This is a genomic window from Pelomonas caseinilytica (assembly GCF_021353235.1).
Lineage (GTDB): Bacteria > Pseudomonadota > Gammaproteobacteria > Burkholderiales > Burkholderiaceae_C > Pelomonas > Pelomonas caseinilytica.
In genome coordinates this window covers 482,098-501,095 of the sequence record NZ_JAJTWT010000001.1, presented here as the reverse complement: position 1 = coordinate 501,095, position 18,998 = coordinate 482,098, and the positions used below count along the sequence as shown (strand labels likewise).

Annotated in this window: 18 protein-coding genes; 16 read left to right on the top strand and 2 right to left on the bottom strand. The window is 70.8% G+C overall.

Features of this window, described 5'->3' with window-relative positions; all coding sequences use genetic code 11:
* Positions 1 to 97 precede the first annotated feature (97 nt).
* Together zapE and LXT12_RS02315 are read left to right on the top strand one after the other, a co-directional pair.
* The gene (gene zapE, locus LXT12_RS02320) at positions 98 to 1,198 is read left to right on the top strand and encodes a cell division protein ZapE (protein ID WP_233389055.1); all 1,101 of its coding nucleotides are present in this window, start codon (positions 98 to 100) and stop codon (positions 1,196 to 1,198) included.
* Positions 1,198 to 1,785: a hypothetical protein gene (locus LXT12_RS02315; protein WP_233389053.1), complete on the top strand. Its 588-nt coding sequence runs from the start codon at positions 1,198 to 1,200 to the stop codon at positions 1,783 to 1,785. The genes zapE and LXT12_RS02315 overlap by 1 nt, the downstream gene beginning before the upstream one ends.
* Before the next feature lie 20 nt (positions 1,786 to 1,805).
* Here the strand turns inward: LXT12_RS02315 and LXT12_RS02310 are convergent, their stop codons facing one another.
* Positions 1,806 to 2,576, bottom strand: a complete 771-nt coding sequence (locus LXT12_RS02310) for a PP2C family protein-serine/threonine phosphatase (protein ID WP_233389051.1) — start codon at positions 2,574 to 2,576, stop codon at positions 1,806 to 1,808.
* A gap of 60 nt (positions 2,577 to 2,636) precedes the next feature.
* Here LXT12_RS02310 and LXT12_RS02305 point away from each other — a divergent pair, with 60 nt between their 5' ends.
* Both LXT12_RS02305 and LXT12_RS02300 read left to right on the top strand, forming a co-directional pair.
* Positions 2,637 to 2,840 (top strand): YdcH family protein, encoded by a 204-nt coding sequence (locus LXT12_RS02305; RefSeq protein ID WP_233389049.1) that lies wholly within the window; start codon positions 2,637 to 2,639, stop codon positions 2,838 to 2,840.
* Entirely contained in the window at positions 2,827 to 4,875 is a 2,049-nt protein-coding gene (locus LXT12_RS02300; RefSeq protein WP_414708809.1) for a DNA repair helicase YoaA, read from the top strand. The genes LXT12_RS02305 and LXT12_RS02300 overlap by 14 nt, the downstream gene beginning before the upstream one ends.
* 22 nt (positions 4,876 to 4,897) lie before the next feature.
* Here LXT12_RS02300 and LXT12_RS02295 read toward each other — a convergent pair whose 3' ends face one another.
* Positions 4,898 to 5,722 (bottom strand): outer membrane protein assembly factor BamD, encoded by an 825-nt coding sequence (locus LXT12_RS02295; RefSeq protein ID WP_419964756.1) that lies wholly within the window; start codon positions 5,720 to 5,722, stop codon positions 4,898 to 4,900.
* Positions 5,723 to 5,764: 42 nt separating this feature from the next.
* Here LXT12_RS02295 and LXT12_RS02290 point away from each other — a divergent pair, with 42 nt between their 5' ends.
* The 12 genes from LXT12_RS02290 to der all read left to right on the top strand — a co-directional run bounded on the left by LXT12_RS02290 (position 5,765) and on the right by der (position 18,962).
* Positions 5,765 to 6,772, top strand: coding sequence for an RluA family pseudouridine synthase (locus LXT12_RS02290; RefSeq protein WP_233389047.1), 1,008 nt, complete (start codon positions 5,765 to 5,767; stop codon positions 6,770 to 6,772).
* Positions 6,773 to 7,014: 242 nt separating this feature from the next.
* Positions 7,015 to 7,764 (top strand): SMC-Scp complex subunit ScpB, encoded by a 750-nt coding sequence (gene scpB, locus LXT12_RS02285; protein WP_233389046.1) that lies wholly within the window; start codon positions 7,015 to 7,017, stop codon positions 7,762 to 7,764.
* The gene (locus LXT12_RS02280; protein WP_233389044.1) at positions 7,761 to 9,749 is read left to right on the top strand and encodes a pseudouridine synthase; all 1,989 of its coding nucleotides are present in this window, start codon (positions 7,761 to 7,763) and stop codon (positions 9,747 to 9,749) included. Before scpB ends, LXT12_RS02280 begins: the two co-directional genes overlap by 4 nt.
* Positions 9,750 to 9,843: 94 nt before the next feature.
* Positions 9,844 to 10,272 (top strand): nucleoside-diphosphate kinase, encoded by a 429-nt coding sequence (ndk, locus tag LXT12_RS02275; protein WP_233389041.1) that lies wholly within the window; start codon positions 9,844 to 9,846, stop codon positions 10,270 to 10,272.
* Between the two features lie 41 nt (positions 10,273 to 10,313).
* Positions 10,314 to 11,423 (top strand): dual-specificity RNA methyltransferase RlmN, encoded by a 1,110-nt coding sequence (rlmN, locus tag LXT12_RS02270; RefSeq protein WP_233389039.1) that lies wholly within the window; start codon positions 10,314 to 10,316, stop codon positions 11,421 to 11,423.
* Positions 11,424 to 11,443: 20 nt separating this feature from the next.
* Positions 11,444 to 12,229, top strand: a complete 786-nt coding sequence (pilW, locus tag LXT12_RS02265; RefSeq protein ID WP_233389037.1) for a type IV pilus biogenesis/stability protein PilW — start codon at positions 11,444 to 11,446, stop codon at positions 12,227 to 12,229.
* Between the two features lie 33 nt (positions 12,230 to 12,262).
* Positions 12,263 to 13,216: a helix-turn-helix domain-containing protein gene (locus tag LXT12_RS02260; RefSeq protein ID WP_233389035.1), complete on the top strand. Its 954-nt coding sequence runs from the start codon at positions 12,263 to 12,265 to the stop codon at positions 13,214 to 13,216.
* Complete coding sequence (ispG, locus tag LXT12_RS02255; protein WP_233389034.1) at positions 13,216 to 14,478, top strand: flavodoxin-dependent (E)-4-hydroxy-3-methylbut-2-enyl-diphosphate synthase; 1,263 nt, start codon at positions 13,216 to 13,218, stop codon at positions 14,476 to 14,478. Before LXT12_RS02260 ends, ispG begins: the two co-directional genes overlap by 1 nt.
* Positions 14,475 to 15,782: a histidine--tRNA ligase gene (gene hisS / locus LXT12_RS02250; protein ID WP_233389032.1), complete on the top strand. Its 1,308-nt coding sequence runs from the start codon at positions 14,475 to 14,477 to the stop codon at positions 15,780 to 15,782. The genes ispG and hisS overlap by 4 nt, the downstream gene beginning before the upstream one ends.
* Before the next feature lie 35 nt (positions 15,783 to 15,817).
* On the top strand, positions 15,818 to 16,495 hold the full coding sequence (locus LXT12_RS02245) for a YfgM family protein (RefSeq protein WP_233389030.1): 678 nt from the start codon (positions 15,818 to 15,820) through the stop codon (positions 16,493 to 16,495).
* Positions 16,492 to 17,628 carry an outer membrane protein assembly factor BamB gene (bamB, locus tag LXT12_RS02240; protein WP_233389028.1) on the top strand — a complete coding sequence of 379 codons (1,137 nt, stop codon included), beginning with the start codon at positions 16,492 to 16,494 and terminating at the stop codon, positions 17,626 to 17,628. Before LXT12_RS02245 ends, bamB begins: the two co-directional genes overlap by 4 nt.
* A complete protein-coding gene (gene der / locus LXT12_RS02235) occupies positions 17,625 to 18,962 on the top strand; it encodes a ribosome biogenesis GTPase Der (protein ID WP_233389026.1) in 1,338 nt (445 codons plus the stop codon). Before bamB ends, der begins: the two co-directional genes overlap by 4 nt.
* Positions 18,963 to 18,998: the final 36 nt, after the last annotated feature.

Below are 18,998 nucleotides of genomic sequence, written 5' to 3'. Positions count from 1 at the left end.
GGCATCAAACACAGCCACAGAGACACAGAGGCACAGAGGAAATCGGCTTTCTCTGTGCCTCTGTGACTCTGTGGCTTTGTTCTTGAGCTGAAGGCTAATGACCTCCGTCACCGACCTTTACCAGCAGACCCTCGCCGAACGCGGCTTCAAGGCAGACGAGGCGCAGCTGCGCGCCATCCAGGCCCTGCAGCGCTGCCAGGATGAATGGGCGGCCTACAAGGCCCGCCGCGGCAACGCGGTGGCCAAGCTGCTCGTGCGCCCGCCCATCCCGCGCGGCGTCTACATGTACGGCGGCGTCGGCCGGGGCAAGAGCTTCCTGATGGACTGCTTCTTCCAGGCCGTGCCGCTGACGCGCAAGACGCGGCTGCACTTCCACGAGTTCATGCGCGAGGTGCACCGCGAGCTGCAGGAACTCAAGGGCATCCCCGACCCGCTGGAGGAACTGGGCAAGCGCATCGCGCGGCGCTTCCGCTTGATCTGCTTCGACGAGTTCCACGTGGCCGACGTGACCGACGCGATGATCCTGCACCGGCTGCTGGACGCGCTGTTCCGCAACCGCGTCTCCATCGTCACGACGTCCAACTTCCATCCCGACGAGCTCTACCCCAACGGTCTGCACCGCGACCGCATCCTGCCGGCCATCGAGCTGCTGAAGTCGCGCCTGGAGGTCATCAACGTCGACGCGGGCACCGACTACCGGCGCCGCACGCTGGAGGATATGAACCTCTACCTGACGCCGCTGAACGCGGACACCGAGGCGGCGCTGACGCAGGCCTTCGAGTCGCTCGCGGAGGCCCAGGACGAGGACCGCAAGCTGATGATCGAGCACCGTGCGATCTGGGCGCGGCGGCGTGCCGGCGGCGTGGTGTGGTTCGACTTCCAGACCCTGTGCGGCGGCCCACGCTCGCAGAACGATTACCTGGAGCTGGCCAGCCAGTTCCACACCGTCATCCTCTCCGACGTACCCGAGATGCCCGTGCGCCTGGCCAGCGAGGCGCGCCGCTTCACCTGGCTGGTGGACGTGCTCTACGACCGCCGCGTCAAGCTCATCATCTCGGCCGCGGTGCCGGCCGAACGGCTCTACACCGAGGGGCCGCTCGCCCACGAATTCCCGCGCACCGTGTCGCGCTTGCAGGAAATGCGTTCCGCGGAGTACCTTGCGCTCGCCCGCCGTGAAGTCGACACCTCGCTGACCTGATGCCCCTGCTGCTCACCCTGCTTGCCGCCGCCGCGGCGTCCTCGCCGGCCGCCTCGCTGCCCACGAGCCGCGCCGACATCGCCGCCCAGCGCGCCGCGATCGAGCAGCGCTTTGCCCACGACCAGGCCGATTGCGAGCAACGCTTTGCCGTCAGCGCCTGCGTGGACGACGTGCGCCGCCGCCGCCACGACGCTCTGGCCCCGCTGGTGCGGCGCGAGCACGAGCTGGCCGCCCAGGAAAGGCGCGACCGCGCGGCCGCCCAGGCGCAGCGCGTGCGCGACCGCGAACAGGCCGCCACGGCGGACCAAGGCCAGCGCCGCGACAAGGCCATGGCGGCGCCGCCCGCCACGCCCGCGTCCGCGGCACCGCACCCGGTACGGGCGCGCACGCCCGAGCAGGCTGAGCAGGCGCGCCGCGAGGCCGAGACACAGGCCGCCAGCGAGGCCGCCCAGCGTCGTGACAAGGCCCGGGAACGCCAGCTGCGCCGCGACCAACGCTTGGCCGAGCACGCAGCGCGCGAGAAGTCGCGCCTGAAGCCGCCGGCCGCGCCGCTGCCGCTGCCGCCGGCCTCGGACGTGGGGCGCTGAGGCCGGGCCTGCCGGCCCGGTCAGTCCAAGCTCTCGAGCTTGGCGATGGCGATGGACAGGTTGTCACCGCCGCCGCGGGCGCGCTGGCGCGCCTTGCTGACCAGCAGCTCGGCCGCCTCGCGCGGCGGCAGGCTGTAGAGCACGCTGCCGAGTTCCTGGGCGGTGAAGTAGTGCCACAGCCCGTCGCTGCAGCACATCAGCGTGTCGCCCACTTCCAGGCCCTCGAAGCGCTCGGCCGTGGAGGTCGGGTCCTGGACGGTGCCCAGGCAGGCCGTGAGCAGGTTGCTCTGCGGATGGGAGCTGGCCTCGGCTTCGGTGAGCTGGCCTTCGTCCACCAGGCGCTGCACGTAGGAGTGGTCCATCGACCGCTTGACCAGGCGGGCACCGCGGAACCAGTAGATGCGGGAATCGCCCGAATGAATCCAGTGCACGCAGCGGTCGCTGGTGACGACGAAGCTGGCGATGGTGCTGTGCGGCTCCTCCTCGGCGGAGATGGCCGTCAGCTTGATCATCAGGTGAGCCTCGGCCGCGATCTGGCCGAGCAGTTCGGCGGGAGACTCGTCCTCGGGCGAATAGCGCTCGAAGAGCTGGCGGGCCGTCAGGATGACCTGGTCGGCCGCCTTGCGTCCGCCGCTCTTGCCGCCCATGCCGTCGGCGACGATGCCCATCACGCAGCCCTCGATGCGAGGGTGCGCGAACACTGCCACCTGATCCTGCTGGTAGGCGCGGTCCCCGCGATGGGTGCCGGTGGCGGCGTTGAGTCGGAATCCGACGGCGGTGGATGAGGCCATGCCGAAAACTATACTGGTCAGCTGAGACGGGGGCCCATGCGGACCCCCCATAAACGCTGGATGGATGAACAACTTCACTCGTTGACGCGACGCCTCATCGAGTTGCGCATCGAGCACGCGGACCTCGACGCCATGATCGACCGGCTGGTTGGACAGGCGTCCGTGGACGAACTGGCCCTGCAGCGGTTGAAGAAGCGGCGCCTGGCGCTGCGCGACATGATGGCCCGGATCGAAGCCGCCGCGGACCCCGATGACCGAGCCTGATCTCGACGACTGGCTCGACGCCCTGGACCAGGCCACGCCGCCCGCCCCGCCCCCGGTGGAGGAGCTGGAGCAGGCCGTCGCCGCGGCCTTCGACGACGCCGGCCCGCTGGCCCGTCTGGACCCCGGCTACAAGCCCCGCGAGCCGCAGCTGCAGATGAGCCGGGCGGTCGCCCGCGCCCTGAGCCGGCGCCAGGCCCTCGTCGTCGAGGCGGGGACCGGCGTCGGCAAGACCTTCGCCTACCTTGTGCCGACGCTGCTGTCCGGCAGCCGGGCCCTCGTCAGCACCGCCACCAAGAGCCTGCAGGACCAGCTCTTCCTGCGCGACCTGCCGCGCCTGGCCAAGGCCTTGCAGACGCCGGTGCGCCTGGCCCTGCTCAAGGGCCGCGGCAGCTACCTCTGCCTGCACCGCATGAAGGAAGCCCGCATCTCCGGCGAGTTCCCGGACCGGCGCACGGCGCTGGCGCTGGCCCGCATCGAGCGCTGGGCCCTGGGGACGGCGACCGGCGACTTCGCCGAGATCGACGGGTTGGACGAGCGCTCGCCCATCATTCCCATCGTCAGCAGCAGCCGCGAGAACTGCCTGGGCCAGGATTGCCCGGACTGGAAGGCCTGCCATGTCGTCAAGGCGCGGCGCGAGGCCATGGAGGCCGACATCGTCGTCGTCAACCACCACCTCTTCTTCGCGGACCTGACGTTGCGCGACACCGGCGTGGCCGAGCTGCTGCCCAGCGTCGAGGTGGCCATCTTCGACGAGGCCCACCAGCTCGCCGAGGCGGGCGTGCAGTTCCTCGGCACCCTGCTGGGCACCGCCCAGCTCGGCGATTTCGGCCGCGACCTGCTGGCCCAGGGCCTGGCCCATGCCCGCGGCGTGCATGATTGGCAGGCGCTGCAAGGCGCCGTCGAGAAGGCGGCGCGCGAGCTGCGCCTGGCCGCGGCCGGGCCGCTGGCGGCGGCGGGGCGGGAGCTCCGCGGCACGCTCAAGCTGGGCTGGAAGGAGCGGGCCGGCCAGCCCGCGCTGGCCACCGCGCTCGGCGACGTGGAGCAGGCCTGTGCGAACGCCTTGGCCGCGCTGACCGCCGTGCGCGACGCCGCCCCCGATTTCGCCCGCCTCTGCGAACGTGCCCAGCAGCTGCGCGACCTGGCGCGGCAGTTCGCCGCCGAGCCCGACCCCGGCGACGTGCGGTGGATCGACCTCACGCCGCACGCCGCCCGCCTCGTCGAGTCGCCGCTGGACATCCGCGAGGCCATGCAGCAGCAGCTCGAGGGGCCGCCCAAGGCCTGGGTCTTCACGTCCGCCACGCTGGGCGACGACGAGCGGCTGACCTGGTTCACCGAGCCCGCCGGCCTCAGCGAGGCCGAAGTGCTGCGCGTCGGCAGTCCCTTCGACTACCCGGCTCACGCGCGCCTGTACGTGCCGCGCGGCTTTCCCAAGCCGTCGGAGCCCGAGCATCCGGCCAGCGTCGCACTGCTGGCCTCGCGGCTGGCGCGGGCGCTGGGCGGGCGCACCTTCGTGCTGACGACCACCCTGCGCAACCTGCAGACCGTGGCCGATGCGCTGCGCGAGCGCTTCGAGGAGGCCGGCGACGCCATCACCGTGCTGCAGCAGGGGGCGGCGCCCAAGCGCGTGCTGCTGCAGCGTTTCATCGACAACCCGGCGTCCGTCCTGGTCGGCTCGGCCAGCTTCTGGGAGGGCATCGACGTGCCGGGCGATGCCCTGCAATGCGTCGTCATCGACAAGCTGCCCTTCCCCCCGCCCAACGACCCGTTGGTGGAGGCGCGCGTGCAGCGGCTGGAGGCCGAGGGGCGCAATGCCTTCGCGGAGTATTTCGTTGCCGAGGCGGCCATCGCGTTGAAGCAGGGCGCCGGGCGCTTGATCCGCACCGAGACCGACCGCGGCCTGCTGGTGGTGTGCGACCCGCGCATGGCGGGCATGAACTACGGCCGGCGCCTGCGCGCCGCCCTGCCGCCCATGACGCCGGTGGCCAACGAGGCCGAGGCGCTCGCCTGGCTCACGGAGCTGTCAGCGGCTCATTGAAGCGCGGGCATGCGCCGCGCGTTCACCAGAACTTCCACCAGGGTTTCTTGGCCAGGCCGTGGGTGGCGTATTCGCTGTTCGGGAAGTTCTTGTCCAGCACGCGGCGGGCGTCGTCGCGCAGCTGGGTGAGGCCGAGCTTGTCGTAGCTCTCGGTCATGATGTAGAGCGCCTCCTCGATGCCGGGGGCGTACTGGAACTCCGCCACCGCGGCCTGGGCGCGGTTGGCCGCCGCCACGTAGGCCTTGCGGTTGAAGTAGTAGCGCGCCACGTGGATCTCGTAGGCGGCCAGCGTGTTGGTGATGAAGTTGACCCGCGACTGGGCGTCGGCCGCGTACTTGGACTCGGGGAACTGCTCGATCAGCTGGCGGAAGGCCAGCAGCGCCTCGCGCGAGGCCTGCTGGTCGCGCTCGGAGACGTCCTGGTTGGCCAGGCGCCCGAAGAGGCCGAGGTCTTCGTTGAAGTTGACGATGCCCTTCATGTAGAGGGCGTAGTCCATGGCCGGGCTGGACGGGTTGAGCTTGATGAAGCGGTCCAGCGTGGCGACCGCCTGGGCGCGTTCGGCGGTGCGGTAGTAGGCCCAGGCGAGATCCAGCGTCGCCTGCTGGCCCATGGTGGTGCCGGCGGCCCGGCCCTCGATCTTCTCGAGCGACTTGATGGCCCGGTCGTAGCTGCCCGAGTTCAGGTCGTCCTTGGCGTCTGCATACAATTTGTCGAGGGCCGCCTGGGAGTTCGGGTCGTCCTTGGCCGTGGAGCCGCAGCCCGCCAGGCCCAGCGCGAGGGCCATCGAGAGGGCGCCGACGAAGGCACTGAAGACACCGCGGCCGGCCTGGATTTTCTCAACAAACATGTCTGAATCGGGGTGGCTGCGCCGGCCCTGTCACACTGAACAATGGGCGCGAAGTATAGGGCGGGGGGGCTGGATGACCCGGAAGACGAGGCGGGCGATGCCGCGGCCGACGAGGCACCCGAACGCCGCGAGGCACGGGTGGAGGCCGACGGCCATGGCGAACGCCTGGACCGCTGGCTGACGGGCCGCGCGCCGGAGTTCTCGCGCAACCACCTGCAGTCCCTGGTCGAGCGGGGCTGTGTCCTCGTCGACGGCCGCGCCGTCACCAAGGCCGCCCACAAGCTGCGCGCCGGCCAGCGTGTCGAGGTCACCCTGCTGCCCACCGACGAGAGCCGCGCCTTCCGCGCCGAGGCCATGGCCCTGCCCATCGTCTTCGAGGACGAACACCTGCTCGTCGTCGACAAGCCGGCCGGCCTCGTTGTCCACCCCGCGGCGGGCAACTGGTCGGGCACGCTGATGAACGGGCTGCTCGCCCACCACGCCGCGGCGGCGACGCTGCCGCGGGCCGGCATCGTGCACCGGCTGGACAAGGACACCAGCGGCCTGATGGTCGTCGGCAAGACGCTGGAGGCGGTGACGGCGCTGACCCGCCTCATCGCTGCCCGCGAGGTGCACCGCGAGTACCTGGCGCTGGCCCACGGCCGCATCGACGCGGCCTTCGTCGTCGAGCAGCCGCTGCGGCGCGACCCGGTCTCCCGCGTGAAGATGGCCGTGGCGCCCGCAGGCCTGGGCAAGGCGGCCCGCACGGACGTCTTTCCCCTCGGGGTGGGCGAGGCCGCCGGGCGGCCGGTCAGCGCGGTGCATTGCGTGCTGCACACGGGCCGCACCCACCAGATCCGCGTCCACCTCGCGCATGCCGGCCACCCCCTCGTGGCCGACGCCCTCTACGGCGGCGCCGCGGCCCTGGGCCTGACGCGCCAGGCCCTGCACGCGGCCCGCCTGTCGTTCCGGCATCCGGCCACCGGCGAAGCGCTGTCGCTGGTGGCGCCGCTGCCGGGTGACCTGGCTGCCGCATGGGCCGCCATCGGCGCGGCGGAGCTGCCGCGCTGACGTGGCTACAATGCCCTCCGGTTGTCGTGCCCAAGCGCTGCTGCCCGAAGTGGATGCAGCCCCTCGCGGGATCGCAGTCCAACCCCGGAAGCCGCCAACCATCTCGTGGTGCGCCCCGCCGATTGAAGGCCAGGGCTGCGCCCGGTGCCAGACCCGCCCCGCCGCCCGACGAACGCTTCGATCAGCGTCCGGCCCGGGGCCAACGCCAGAGCTCTCCCCATTGAGGGTGCGAAGTTGAGTTCATGAATACCCAGGATGCCAAGCGCGTCCTCGAAACCGCGCTGATCTGTGCCTCGCAGCCGCTGACGTTGCGCGAGATGCGCAGCCTGTTCGCCGACGAACTCGGCGCGGACAGCGTGCGCAATCTGCTCGACGAACTGACCCGTGACTGGGAAGGCAAGGGCGTGGAGCTGGTGGCGCTCGCCTCGGGCTGGCGTTTCCAGAGCCGGCCGGAGCTGCGCGAATACCTGGACCGCCTGCACCCCGAAAAGCCGCCGCGCTACTCGCGCGCCGTGCTCGAGACGCTGGCCATCATTGCCTACCGGCAGCCGGTCACGCGCGGCGACATCGAGGACATCCGTGGCGTCGTCGTCGCCAGCCAGATCATCAAGCAACTGGAAGACCGCGGCTGGATCGAAGCCATCGGCCACCGCGAGACGCCCGGCCGCCCGGCCCTGTACGCGACCACCAAGGCCTTCCTCGACGACCTGGGCCTGGCCAGCCTCGAACAGCTGCCGGCCCTGGACGTCGGCAGCGAACCGCCGGCCTTCGAAGCCCTGCAAGGCCAGTTGCTGGACGCGCCGGAGGAGGCCTTGGCCGACCAGCCCGCGGCTGCCGAGGTTCCAGCCGAGTCGGTGGCAGAGCCTGTGGCCGACGAGGCCCCGGTTCAGCCCATCCCGACGCAGAGCCTGCTCGGCGAGGACGGCACGCCCCCCATCCCCGATCCCGACCCCAACGACCCGCCCCCGCAACCCCAACCCGAATCCGCATGAACGACGCCGCCGACCAAGACAAACCCCTGCCCACCGCCGCCGAAGGCGAGGTGCCCGCTGCGCCCAAGCGGCGCCGCACGACGGCCAAGCCGGCTGCCGAGGCCGCCGCGCCCGTCGCTGGCGAGGCCGAGCCTGCTGCGGCGCCGGTGAAGCGCACGCGCCGCAAGGCCGCCGAGGCCGATGCGGGGGAGGGCGCTGCCGCTGCCGAGGCGGCCCCTGAGGCGGCCGCCGAGGCTGCGCCGGCCGAAGCACCGGCCCGCAAGCGGGCGCCGCGCAAGACGGCTGCCACGAGTGCCGAGGCGGCTGCCGAGGCCCCGGCACCCGCCCCCGTGGCGGCCCCGGCGCCCGCGCCCATGCCGTTGTTCACCCTGGCCGATGAGACGCCGGCGCCCGTGGTGGCGGCACGCGGAGAAGGAGCGGACGAGGACGAGGGGAGCGAGGCCGGCGACGACGAAGGTGACGACGGCGAGGGTGGCGAGCGCGGCGGTCGCAACCGCAACCGTCGGCGCAATCGCAAGGACAGGGCGGAGCGGCTGGCCACGGAGCAGGGGCTGGCGGCCTCGGAGCCTGCCGGCCCGGCCCTGGCGCCGGAGCTCGTCGAGGCCGCGGGGGCGCGCTTCGCCGACGTCCTGTCGGGCACCCTGGACGCCGAGTCCGAGGGGCCGGTTGGCGAACTGCCGACGCTCAGGCCCGAGGCCGAAGGCGACGTTCAAGGCGACAGCGAGCCGGCTGCCGAAGGCGAGGGCAAGCGCGTGTTGGCCCCGGACGTCGACGCGCCCAAGCTGCAGAAGGTACTGGCCCAGTCGGGCATCGGCTCGCGCCGCGACATCGAGGAGTGGATCGCCGAGGGCAAGATCGAGGTGAACGGTGAGGTCGCCCACGTCGGCCAGCGCATCTCCTTCGGCGACCGGGTGCGCGTCAATGGCAAGGACGTGCGCGTGCGCATCTCGCCGCCCAACCCGCGCATCCTGGCCTATCACAAACCCACCGGCGAAGTCTCCACCTTCAACGACCCCGAGGGCCGCCCGACGGTCTTCCGCACGCTGCCGCGCGTGCCGGGCCAGAAGTGGCAGTCGGTCGGTCGCCTCGACATCAATACCGAGGGCCTGCTGCTGTTCACCAACTCCGGCGAACTGGCCAACCAACTGATGCACCCGCGCTTCGGCATCGAGCGCGAGTACGCCGCCCGCGTGCTGGGCGCGCTGTCCGACGAGCAGCGCGCGCGCTTGCTGGAGGGCGTCAACGTCGACGGGCAGACGGCCTCGTTCAAGAGCATCGAGGACGGCGGCGGTGAAGGCGCCAACCGCTGGTACCGCGTCGTCATCACCGAAGGCCGCAACCGCGAGGTGCGCAAGCTCTTCGAGGCGGTGGGCCTGGTCGTCAGCCGGCTGATCCGCATCCGCTACGGCACCGTCGTACTGCCGCGTGGCCTCAAGCGCGGCGTCTGGGTCGAACTGGGCGACGACGACGTGCGCGTCATCCGTCGCATGGCGGGCCACACGTCCAACACCGGCCAGCCGCAGCAGGGCCAGCAGCAGGGCAAGAAGGACCGCAACAAGCGCCGGGCGGACGACCGCGCCGCCGGCAGCGGGCCGCGCCCCAGCCGGCCGCCGGAGCCCCAGCAGCCGCGCCCGCCGCGTGACGAGCGCGCCCAGCGCCGTGGCGGCGACGAGTATGGCGAGGACGACGACGACTTCATCCCCCACCACGTCAACCCGCTGGAGCAGACCTTCGACCGCCGCCACGCCACCAGCGGCAAGCGTGGCTTCCCGCAGGGCTTCGGCGCCGGCGGCAGCGGCCACGGTCCGCAGGGCGGCAAGGGCGGCAACAAGCCCAAGGGTGGCGGCCCGCGCGAGCCCGATCCCATGCAGACCTCCGTCGGCTACATCGGCGGCGACGCCTACCTGCGCCGCGGTGGCGGCGGTGGGGGGGGGCGTGGCGGCAAGGGGGGCAAGGGCGGCGGCTTCGGCGGCCGGCACCGCTGAGTCTGCACGCCAGGGCCCTCCGGGATGATGCTAGGGTCATCCCGGAGGGCTACAATTGCAGGCTTTGTCCAATACACCCCATCAGGAGAAAACCATGGCGATCGAACGCACCCTGTCCATCATCAAGCCCGATGCCGTGGCGAAGAACGTCATCGGCCAGATCTACGCCCGTTTCGAAGGCGCCGGCCTGAAGATCGTGGCGGCCAAGATGGTGCACCTGTCGCGCGGCGAGGCCGAGCAGTTCTACGCCGTCCACAAGGCCCGCCCCTTCTTCAACGACCTGGTGAACTTCATGATTTCCGGCCCGGTGATGATCCAGGTGCTGGAAGGCGAAGGCGCCATCCTGAAGAACCGTGACCTGATGGGCGCCACCGACCCCAAGAAGGCCGAGAAGGGCACCATCCGCGCCGACTTCGCGGACAGCATCGACGCCAACGCCGTGCACGGCTCCGACGCGCCCGAGACGGCCGCCGTCGAGGTGGCGTTCTTCTTCCCCGGCATGAACGTCTACGCCGGTCGCTGATCCCCCCAACGGGGTCGGTGACCCCGGCCCGGGAGCTTGAAATGGACGCGGTCAACCTGCTCGGATTCGACCTGCCAGGCTTGGCCGCCTACTGCGAGCAACTGGGCGAAAAGAAGTTCCGGGCCACCCAGCTCTTCCGCTGGATCCACCAGAAAGGCGCGTCGGACTTCGACCAGATGTCCGACCTCGCAAAATCCCTGCGCGAAAAGCTCGCCGGCCGCGCCTTCATCCGCGGCCTCGACGTCATCTCCGAGCACGTCTCGGCGGACGGCACCGTCAAGTGGCTGTTCGACGTCGGCGCCGGCAATGCGGTCGAGGCGGTGTTCATCCCCGAGGACGACCGGGGAACCCTGTGCGTTTCCAGCCAGGCCGGCTGCGCCGTGGGCTGCCGCTTCTGCTCCACCGGCCACCAGGGCTTCAGCCGCAACCTGACGACGGCGGAGATCGTCGCCCAGCTCTGGTTCGCGGAGCACAGCCTGCGCAAACGCCTCAACACGACGGAACGCGTGATCTCCAACGTCGTGATGATGGGCATGGGCGAGCCGCTGCAGAACTACGACCAGCTCGTGCCGGCGCTGCGCACGATGCTGGACGACCACGGCTACGGCCTGTCGCGCCGCCGCGTGACCGTGTCGACCTCGGGCGTCGTGCCCATGATCGACCGGCTGCGCGAGGACTGCCCCGTGGCCCTGGCCGTCAGTCTGCACGCACCCACCGACCCGCTGCGCGACCAGCTCGTGCCGCTGAACAAGAAGTACCCCATCGCCGAGCTGCTGGAGGCCTGCAAGCGCTACCTCACCGCCGCGCCGCGCGACTTCATCACCTTCGAGTACTGCATGCTGCAGGAGGTGAACGACTCGCCCGAGCAGGCCCGCGAGCTGGTGAAGCTGCTGAAGAACCGGGTGCCCTGCAAGCTCAACCTGATCCCCTTCAACCCCTTCCCGGCCTCGGGCCTGGTGCGCAGCACGAATGTGCGGGTGCAGGCCTTCGCCGAGGTGCTGATCCAGGCCGGCATCGTCACCACGGTGCGCAAGACCCGCGGCGACGACATCGACGCCGCCTGCGGCCAGCTGGCCGGCGAAGTGCAGGACCGCACCCGCGCGCATATCCGCATGGTCAGGGCGCCCGTCAACGTGGCCAAATCCACGTGATCCACACCTCCGAGGGTTCGATGAAGCGACTGCTGCTGCCCGTCCTGGTCTCCGCGCTGCTTGCCGCCTGCGCCGGGACCGGCTCCGCCCCGCCGGCCGATCGCGAGATCAAGACCGAGTCCGACCAGACCGACGCCGACCGTCGCGCCGGCATCCGCCTGGAGCTGGCGCAGGGCTATTTCTCGCGCGGCCAGTTCAACACGGCGCTGGACGAACTCAAGCTCGCGCTGCAGGCCAAGCCCGACATGCGCGAGGCCGTCAACCTGCGCGGCCTGGTCTACGCCGCCATGGGCGACAACCAGCTCGCCGAGGAGGCTTTCCGGCGCGCCCTGACGGTCTATCCCAACGACGCCGACACCCTGCACAACTACGGCTGGTTCATGTGCCAGCAACAGCGTTGGCAGACGGCCGATGCCCTGTTCGACCAGGCCATCGCCCAACCCTCCTACCGCGCACCGGCCCGCACCCTGCTGGCCAAGGGCGTTTGCGAGGCCCGCTCGGGCCGCATGCTGGTGGCCGAGAAGACGCTGGCGCGCGCCTTCGAGCTCGATGCCGGCAACCCCGCCATCGCGGTGAATCTGTCCGAGGTGCTCTACCGCAACAACGAGCTGGAGCGGGCGCGCTTCTACATCAAGCGTGTCAACGAGCAGCCCGAGCAGGTCAACGCGCAGAGCCTGTGGCTGCAACTGCGCATCGAGCGGCGCCTGGGCAACACCGGCAATGTCGACGACCTGGCCCTGCAACTGCGCCGCAAGCACCCCCAATCGCCCGAGACCCAGGCGCTGGACGCCGGCCGGTACGACTGAAGGCCGCCGCCGCGGCGACAACAACAACAGACGATGGAACCCATCCCCGAGGGTCGAGCCTCCGACAACCGCGCCACCTCCGCCGGTGCCTGGCTGAGGAACGCCCGCCAGCAGCGAGGCCTGCACATCGCTGCCCTGGCCGTCATGCTCAAGGTGCCCCAGGCCAAGCTGGAGGCCCTGGAAGCCGACCGTTATGACGAGCTGCCCGACGCGACCTTTGCCCGAGCACTGGCCACGGCCATGTGCCGCGCGCTGAAGGTCGACCCGGCGCCCGTGCTGGCCTTGCTGCCGCGTTCGAGCGCCGGCGAGTTCGACATGCGGCCCGGCCTGAACCAGCCCTTCCGCGAACGCGGCGCCGGCGGCCCCATGGATGCCGACGTGCTGGCCCTGGCGGCCCGGCCGGTGGTCTGGGGCCCGCTGCTGCTGCTGGCGGCAGCCGCGGCCGTGTACTGGATTCCGGCGGGCTGGCTGCCCGAGCGGGGCGACACTGCCGCCACGCCGCCCGCCCCGGCGGCGTCGGCCGTCGCCGTCACGCTGGCGGCCAGCGAGCCGCCGGTGCAGTTCGTCGCGGCGCCGCCGGCCACGACGGCGTCTGTCGCGGCTTCATCCGCCGTGGCGGTCTTGCCTGAAGCGCCGGCCAGCGCGCCCGCGCCGGCGGCCACGCGGCCCGAGCCGGTCGCATCCGCGCCGCTGCAGGTGCGCGACGTGGCGCCGCCGCCCGTCGTGGCCCGGCCCGCCTCGGTGCCGGCCGGCCAGGCCCTGCGCCTGACGGCCACGGCCGAGACCTGGATCGAGGTCGCCGACGCCAAGGGCCAGGTGCTGTTGTCCCGCGTGCTGCGTGCGGGCGAGCAGCAGGAGTTCGGCGGTGCGCCGCCTTACAAGGTCCGCGTCGGCAACGTCAGCGGCACGCGGATCGAATGGCGCGGTACCCCGGTCGACCTGGCCGCCCGCGCAAGCAACAACGTCGCCCGTCTGGAGTTGAATTGATGAGCGCAACCCTGATTCCCGAGGCCGCCCCCGCGCCGCGCCGCAGCCGCCAGGCCCGCGTCGTCTGGGGCAGCCGTGTCGTGACCCTCGGTGGCGATGCCCCGGTGCGCGTGCAGTCCATGACCAACACCGACACGGTCGATGCCGTCGGCACGGCCATCCAGGTCAAGGAGCTGGCCATCGCCGGCTCCGAGCTGGTGCGCATCACGGTCAACACGCCCGAGGCCGCCGAGGCCGTGCCCTACATCCGCGAGCAGCTCGACCGCATGGGCATCGACGTGCCGCTGGTGGGCGACTTCCACTACAACGGCCACCGCCTGCTGACCGAGCACCCGGCCATGGCGCAAGCCCTGTCCAAGTACCGCATCAACCCCGGCAACGTCGGCAAGGGCGAGAAGAAGGACCGCCAGTTCGCGCAGATGATCGAGGCCGCCGTCAAGTACGACAAGGTCGTGCGCATCGGCGTCAACTGGGGCAGCCTCGACCAGGAGCTGCTCGCCCAGTTCATGGACGAGAACGCCCGCCGCGCCCAGCCCTGGGGCGCCAAGCCCGTCATGTACCAGGCCCTCGTCGAGTCGGCGCTGACCTCGGCGGCCTACGCCACCGAGCTGGGCATGAACCCCGACAACATCATCATCAGCTGCAAGGTCAGCGGCGTGCAGGACCTGATCTCGGTCTACCGCGAGCTGGCCCGCCGCAGTGACTACGCCTTGCACCTGGGCCTGACCGAAGCCGGCATGGGCACCAAGGGCACGGTGGCCTCCAGCGTGGCGCTGGGCATCCTGGCCCAGGAGGGCATCGGCGACACCATCCGCGTCAGCCTCACGCCCCAGCCGGGCGAGCCGCGCACGCAGGAGGTGGTCGTGGCGCTGGAGATCCTGCAGGCCCTGGGGCTGCGGCACTTCAACCCGAGCGTCACCGCCTGCCCGGGCTGCGGCCGCACCACCAGCACCACCTTCCAGGAGCTGGCCAAGCAGATCGACGACTTCCTGCGTCTGCAGATGCCGGTCTGGCGCAGCAAGTACCCTGGCGTCGAGGAGATGAAGGTGGCCGTCATGGGCTGCATCGTCAACGGCCCGGGCGAGAGCAAGCATGCCGACATCGGCATCAGCCTGCCAGGCACCGGCGAGGCGCCGGCGGCGCCCGTCTTCATCGATGGCCAGAAGGCCCTGACCTTGCGCGGCGACAACATCGCGCAGGAGTTCCACGCCCTGGTCGAGAGCTACATCGAAAAGCGCTTCGGCGCGACTGCTTCCGCATGACCGACAACAAGAAAGTCCAGCCGCTGCAGGCGGTGAAGGGCATGAACGACATCCTGCCGCCCGAGTCGGCGCGCTGGGAGTCCCTGGAGGCCACCATGCGCGGCGTGCTGGCGCGCTATGGCTACGCCAATGTCCGCGTGCCCATCGTCGAGCCGACGGCCCTGTTCGTGCGCGGCATCGGCGAGGTGACGGACATCGTCGAGAAGGAGATGTACGCCTTCGAAGACCGCGCCGACAAGCACGGCCAGGCCGAACACCTCGCGTTGCGCCCCGAGGGTACGGCCGGCGTGGTGCGCGCCATGATCGAGCACAGCTACCTGCGCGACAGCCCGCGCCGCCTTTACTACATCGGCCCGATGTTCCGGCGCGAGAAGCCGCAGAAGGGCCGCTACCGTCAGTTCCACCAGATGGGGATCGAGGCCCTGGGCTTCGCCGGCCCCGACGTCGATGCCGAAGTCATCCTGCTGGCCCGCACGCTGTGGCGCGAGCTGGGCCTGAAGGAGGGCGAGGACGTCACGCTGGAGATCAACTGCCTGGGCCAGCCCGATGAACGCCGCGCCCACCGCGAGGCGCTGGTCGCCCATCTCGAGCAGCACAGGGACGTGCTGGACGAAGAGGCCAGGGCCCGCATGTACAGCAACCCGCTGCGCGTGCTGGACACCAAGAACCCCGCGATGCAGGCCATGGCCGAAGGCGCGCCGAAGCTGCTCGACTTCCTCGGTGAAGCGTCGCTGGCCCACTTCAACGGGGTGAAGGCGCTGCTGGATGCCGTGGGCCTGGCCTACCGCATCAACCCGCGCCTGGTGCGCGGCCTGGACTACTACAACCTCACCGTCTTCGAATGGGTGACCGACAAGCTGGGCGCGCAAGGCACGGTCTGTGCCGGCGGGCGCTACGACGGCCTCGTCGAGCAGCTGGGCGGCAAGCCCACGCCGGCCGTGGGTTTCGGCATGGGCCTGGAGCGCCTGCTGCTGCTGCTGGAGACGCTGACCCTGCGGCAACCCGCCGCCGCGCCTGACGCCTATGCCGTCGTGCCCGAGCCGGCCGACCTGCCGCGCATCCTGCCGGTGCTGGAAGCCCTGCGCGCCGCCGGTATCGCCGTGCAGATGCACGCCGGCGGCGGCTCGTTCAAGTCCCAGTTCAAGAAGGCCGACGCCTCGGGCGCCCGCTTCGCGCTGGTCTTCGGTGCCGACGAACTGGCCCGCGGGGAGGTGGGCGTCAAGCCCCTGCGCGAGGCGGGCGAACAGGTCTTCATGCCGGCGTACTCGACCGTCGCCCTGGCCGACAAACTCCGCACCGCATAATCCCGGGCCCTGCCCGCACACGCTGTATTCCCCTCATGGCATCGCATCTCGACCTCGAAGAACAAGAACAACTCGAACAAGTCAAAGCGTTCTGGAAGCGCTGGGGCAACCTCATCACGTGGGTGCTGACCGCCGCCCTGGCCGCCTATGCCGGCTGGCAGGGCTGGAACTGGTACCAGCGCGACCAGGCCGCCAAGGCCGGCGCCATGTATGACGAGTTCCAACGGGCCGCCACGGCGCAGGATGCCGACAAGGCCGCCGCCGCGGCAGGCGACCTCAAGGCCCGCTATCCGGGCACCGGCTACGCGGCCCAGGCTGGCCTGGAGGTGGCTCGCCTGCAACTCGACAAGGGCAAGGCCGACGAGGCCCGCCAGAGCCTGGCCTGGGTGGCCGAGCAGGGCTCCGAGCCGGCCTACCGCGACCTGGCCCGGCTGCGCCTGGCCGGCCTGCAGCTCGACGCCAAGGCCTACGACGACGCGGCCAAGACGCTGGACGCCGTCAAGTCCCCCGAGTTCGCCGGCCTCGTGGCCGACCGCCGCGGCGATGCCCTGCTGCTGCAGGGCAAGCACGACGCCGCCAAGGCCGAGTACCAGAAGGCCCTGGCCGCCATCGACAAGACCCAGGACTACCGCCGCATCGTCGAAGCCAAGCTCGCGACGCTGGGCGTCCCGACCGTCGTCGAAGCCGCGCCCAACGCCGGAGCCGTGCAATGAAGCGCGCCGTCCTGACCTCGCTGCTGGCCGCCGTGCTGGCCTCCTCGCTGTCCGGCTGTTCCGTCTGGAACTCCTGGTTCGGCGACGACAAGAACAAGCCCGCCCCCCTTGAAACCCTCAGCGGCCCGGCCAGCGGGCGCGTGCTCTGGAGCGCCAAGGGCGACAACGTCAACTTCCCGCTCAGCATCGCGACGCCGGATGACCGCTTCGTCGTGGCGAGCAGCGACGGCAGCGTGCGCGCGCTGGCCGCGACCGATGGGCGCGAACTGTGGCGCGGCGACGCCGGCAGCAAGCTGGCCGCAGGCGTGGGCAGCGACGGCCGCTTCGCCGCCGTGGTCAGCCGCGACAACGAGCTGATCGTGCTGGACGCCGGCCGCATGGCCTGGAAGAAGACCCTCCCGACGCCCGTCATCGCGGCGCCTCTGGTCGCGGGCGAACGCGTCTTCGCGCTGACGCTGGACCGCCAGGTGCTCGCCTTCGATGCGCTGGACGGCCGCAAGATCTGGGAGCTCAAGCGCCCCGGCGAGCCGCTGACCCTGGCCAAGGCCGGCGTGCTGCTGGCCTACAAGGACACCCTGGTGGTGGGGCAGGGGCCGCGCCTGGCCGGCGTCGATCCGCTCAAGGGCCAATTGCGCTGGGAGGCCAGCGTGGCCACGCCGCGCGGCACCAACGAGGTCGAGCGCCTGGCCGATCTCGTCGGGCCCGCGGTGCGCCAGGGCGACCTCATCTGCGCCCGCGCCTTTCAATCGTCGGTCGGCTGCGTGAACGCCGAGCGCGGCAGCGCACTGTGGAACCGTGTCGTCGGCGGCACCAATGGCATCGGGGCGGACGACCAGGTCGTCGTCGCAGGCGATGCCTCCGACCGCCTGTCCGCCTGGAAGCTCGCCAACGGCGACCTCGCCTGGTCGGCCGACCAGTTCCAGCACCGCAAGCTGTCGGCCCCGGTCGTGACCGGCAAGCAGATCGTGATCGGCGACTACGAGGGCCAAGTCCACCTGCTGGACCGCGACACCGGCAAGACCCGTTCGCGCCTGCCCACCGACGGCTCCCAGGTCGTCACCATCGCCCTGCTGGGCGATACCGCCCTGGTGGCGACCAAGAGCGGTGGCTTGTTCGCCATCAAGGCTGAATGAAACCAGTCATCGCCCTCGTCGGCCGCCCCAACGTGGGCAAGTCGACGCTGTTCAACCGGCTGACCAAGTCGCGCGACGCCATCGTGGCCGACTTCGCCGGCCTGACGCGCGACCGCCACTACGGCGACGGCCGCCTGGGCGACCGGGAGTTCATCGTCATCGACACCGGCGGCTTCGAGCCCGACAGCACGACCGGCATCGTCAAGGAGATGGCCAAGCAGACCAAGCAGGCCGTGGCTGAGGCGGACGCCGTCATCTTCGTCGTCGACATCCGCCTGGGCCTGTCGGCCCATGACGCCGAGATCGCGCGTTACCTGCGCAGCGTCAACAAGCGCGTCCACCTGGCCGTCAACAAGGCCGAGGGCATGGCCGACTCGCCGCTGCTGGCCGAGTTCCACGAACTCGGCATGGGCGAGCCGCATCCCATCTCCTCGGCCCATGGCCAGGGCATCCGCAGCCTGCTGGACGCGGTGCTCGAGCCCTTCGAGGACACCAGCGAGGAGTTCGGCGCCGGCCCGCAGCAGGACGGCGTCATCCGCCTGGCCGTCGCCGGCCGCCCCAACGTGGGCAAGAGCACCCTGATCAACACCTGGCTGGGCGAGGAGCGCCTCGTCGCCTTCGACATGCCGGGCACGACGCGCGACGCCATCGCGGTGGACTTCGAGCGCAACGGCCAGAAGTTCAAGCTCATCGACACGGCCGGCCTGCGCCGCAAGGGCAAGGTCTTCGAGGCGATCGAGAAATTCTCGGTCGTCAAGACGCTGCAGGCCATCGCCGACGCCCACGTCGTGCTGCTGCTGCTCGACGCCACCCAGGGCGTGACCGACCAGGACGCCCACATCGCCGGCTACATCCTCGACAGCGGCCGGGCCGTGGTGCTGGCCGTCAACAAGTGGGATGCCGTCGACAGCTACCAGCGCGAGACCGTCAAGCGCCAGATCGAGCAGCGGCTGGCCTTCCTGAAGTTCGCGCCCATCCACCAGATCTCGGCCCTCAAGCGCCAGGGCCTGGCGGCGCTGTGGGACGCCATGGCCGACGCCTACGCCTCGGCCTACCGCAAGATGACGACGCCGGTGCTGACGCGCCTGGTCCAGGAGGCGGTCGAGCACCAGCAGCCCAAGCGCTCGGGCACCTCGCGGCCCAAGCTGCGCTACGCCCACCAGGGCGGGCAGAACCCGCCCATCGTCGTCATCCACGGCAATGCGCTGGACGGCGTCACCGAGGTCTACAAGCGCTATCTCGAAGGGCGCATCCGCGCCCACTACAAGCTCGTGGGCACGCCCTTGAAGATCGAGCTGCGCTCCTCCAAGAACCCCTTCGCCGAAAAGAACTAGGGGAGATCGCGGCATGACCGCCGGCCCCGCGGGGAC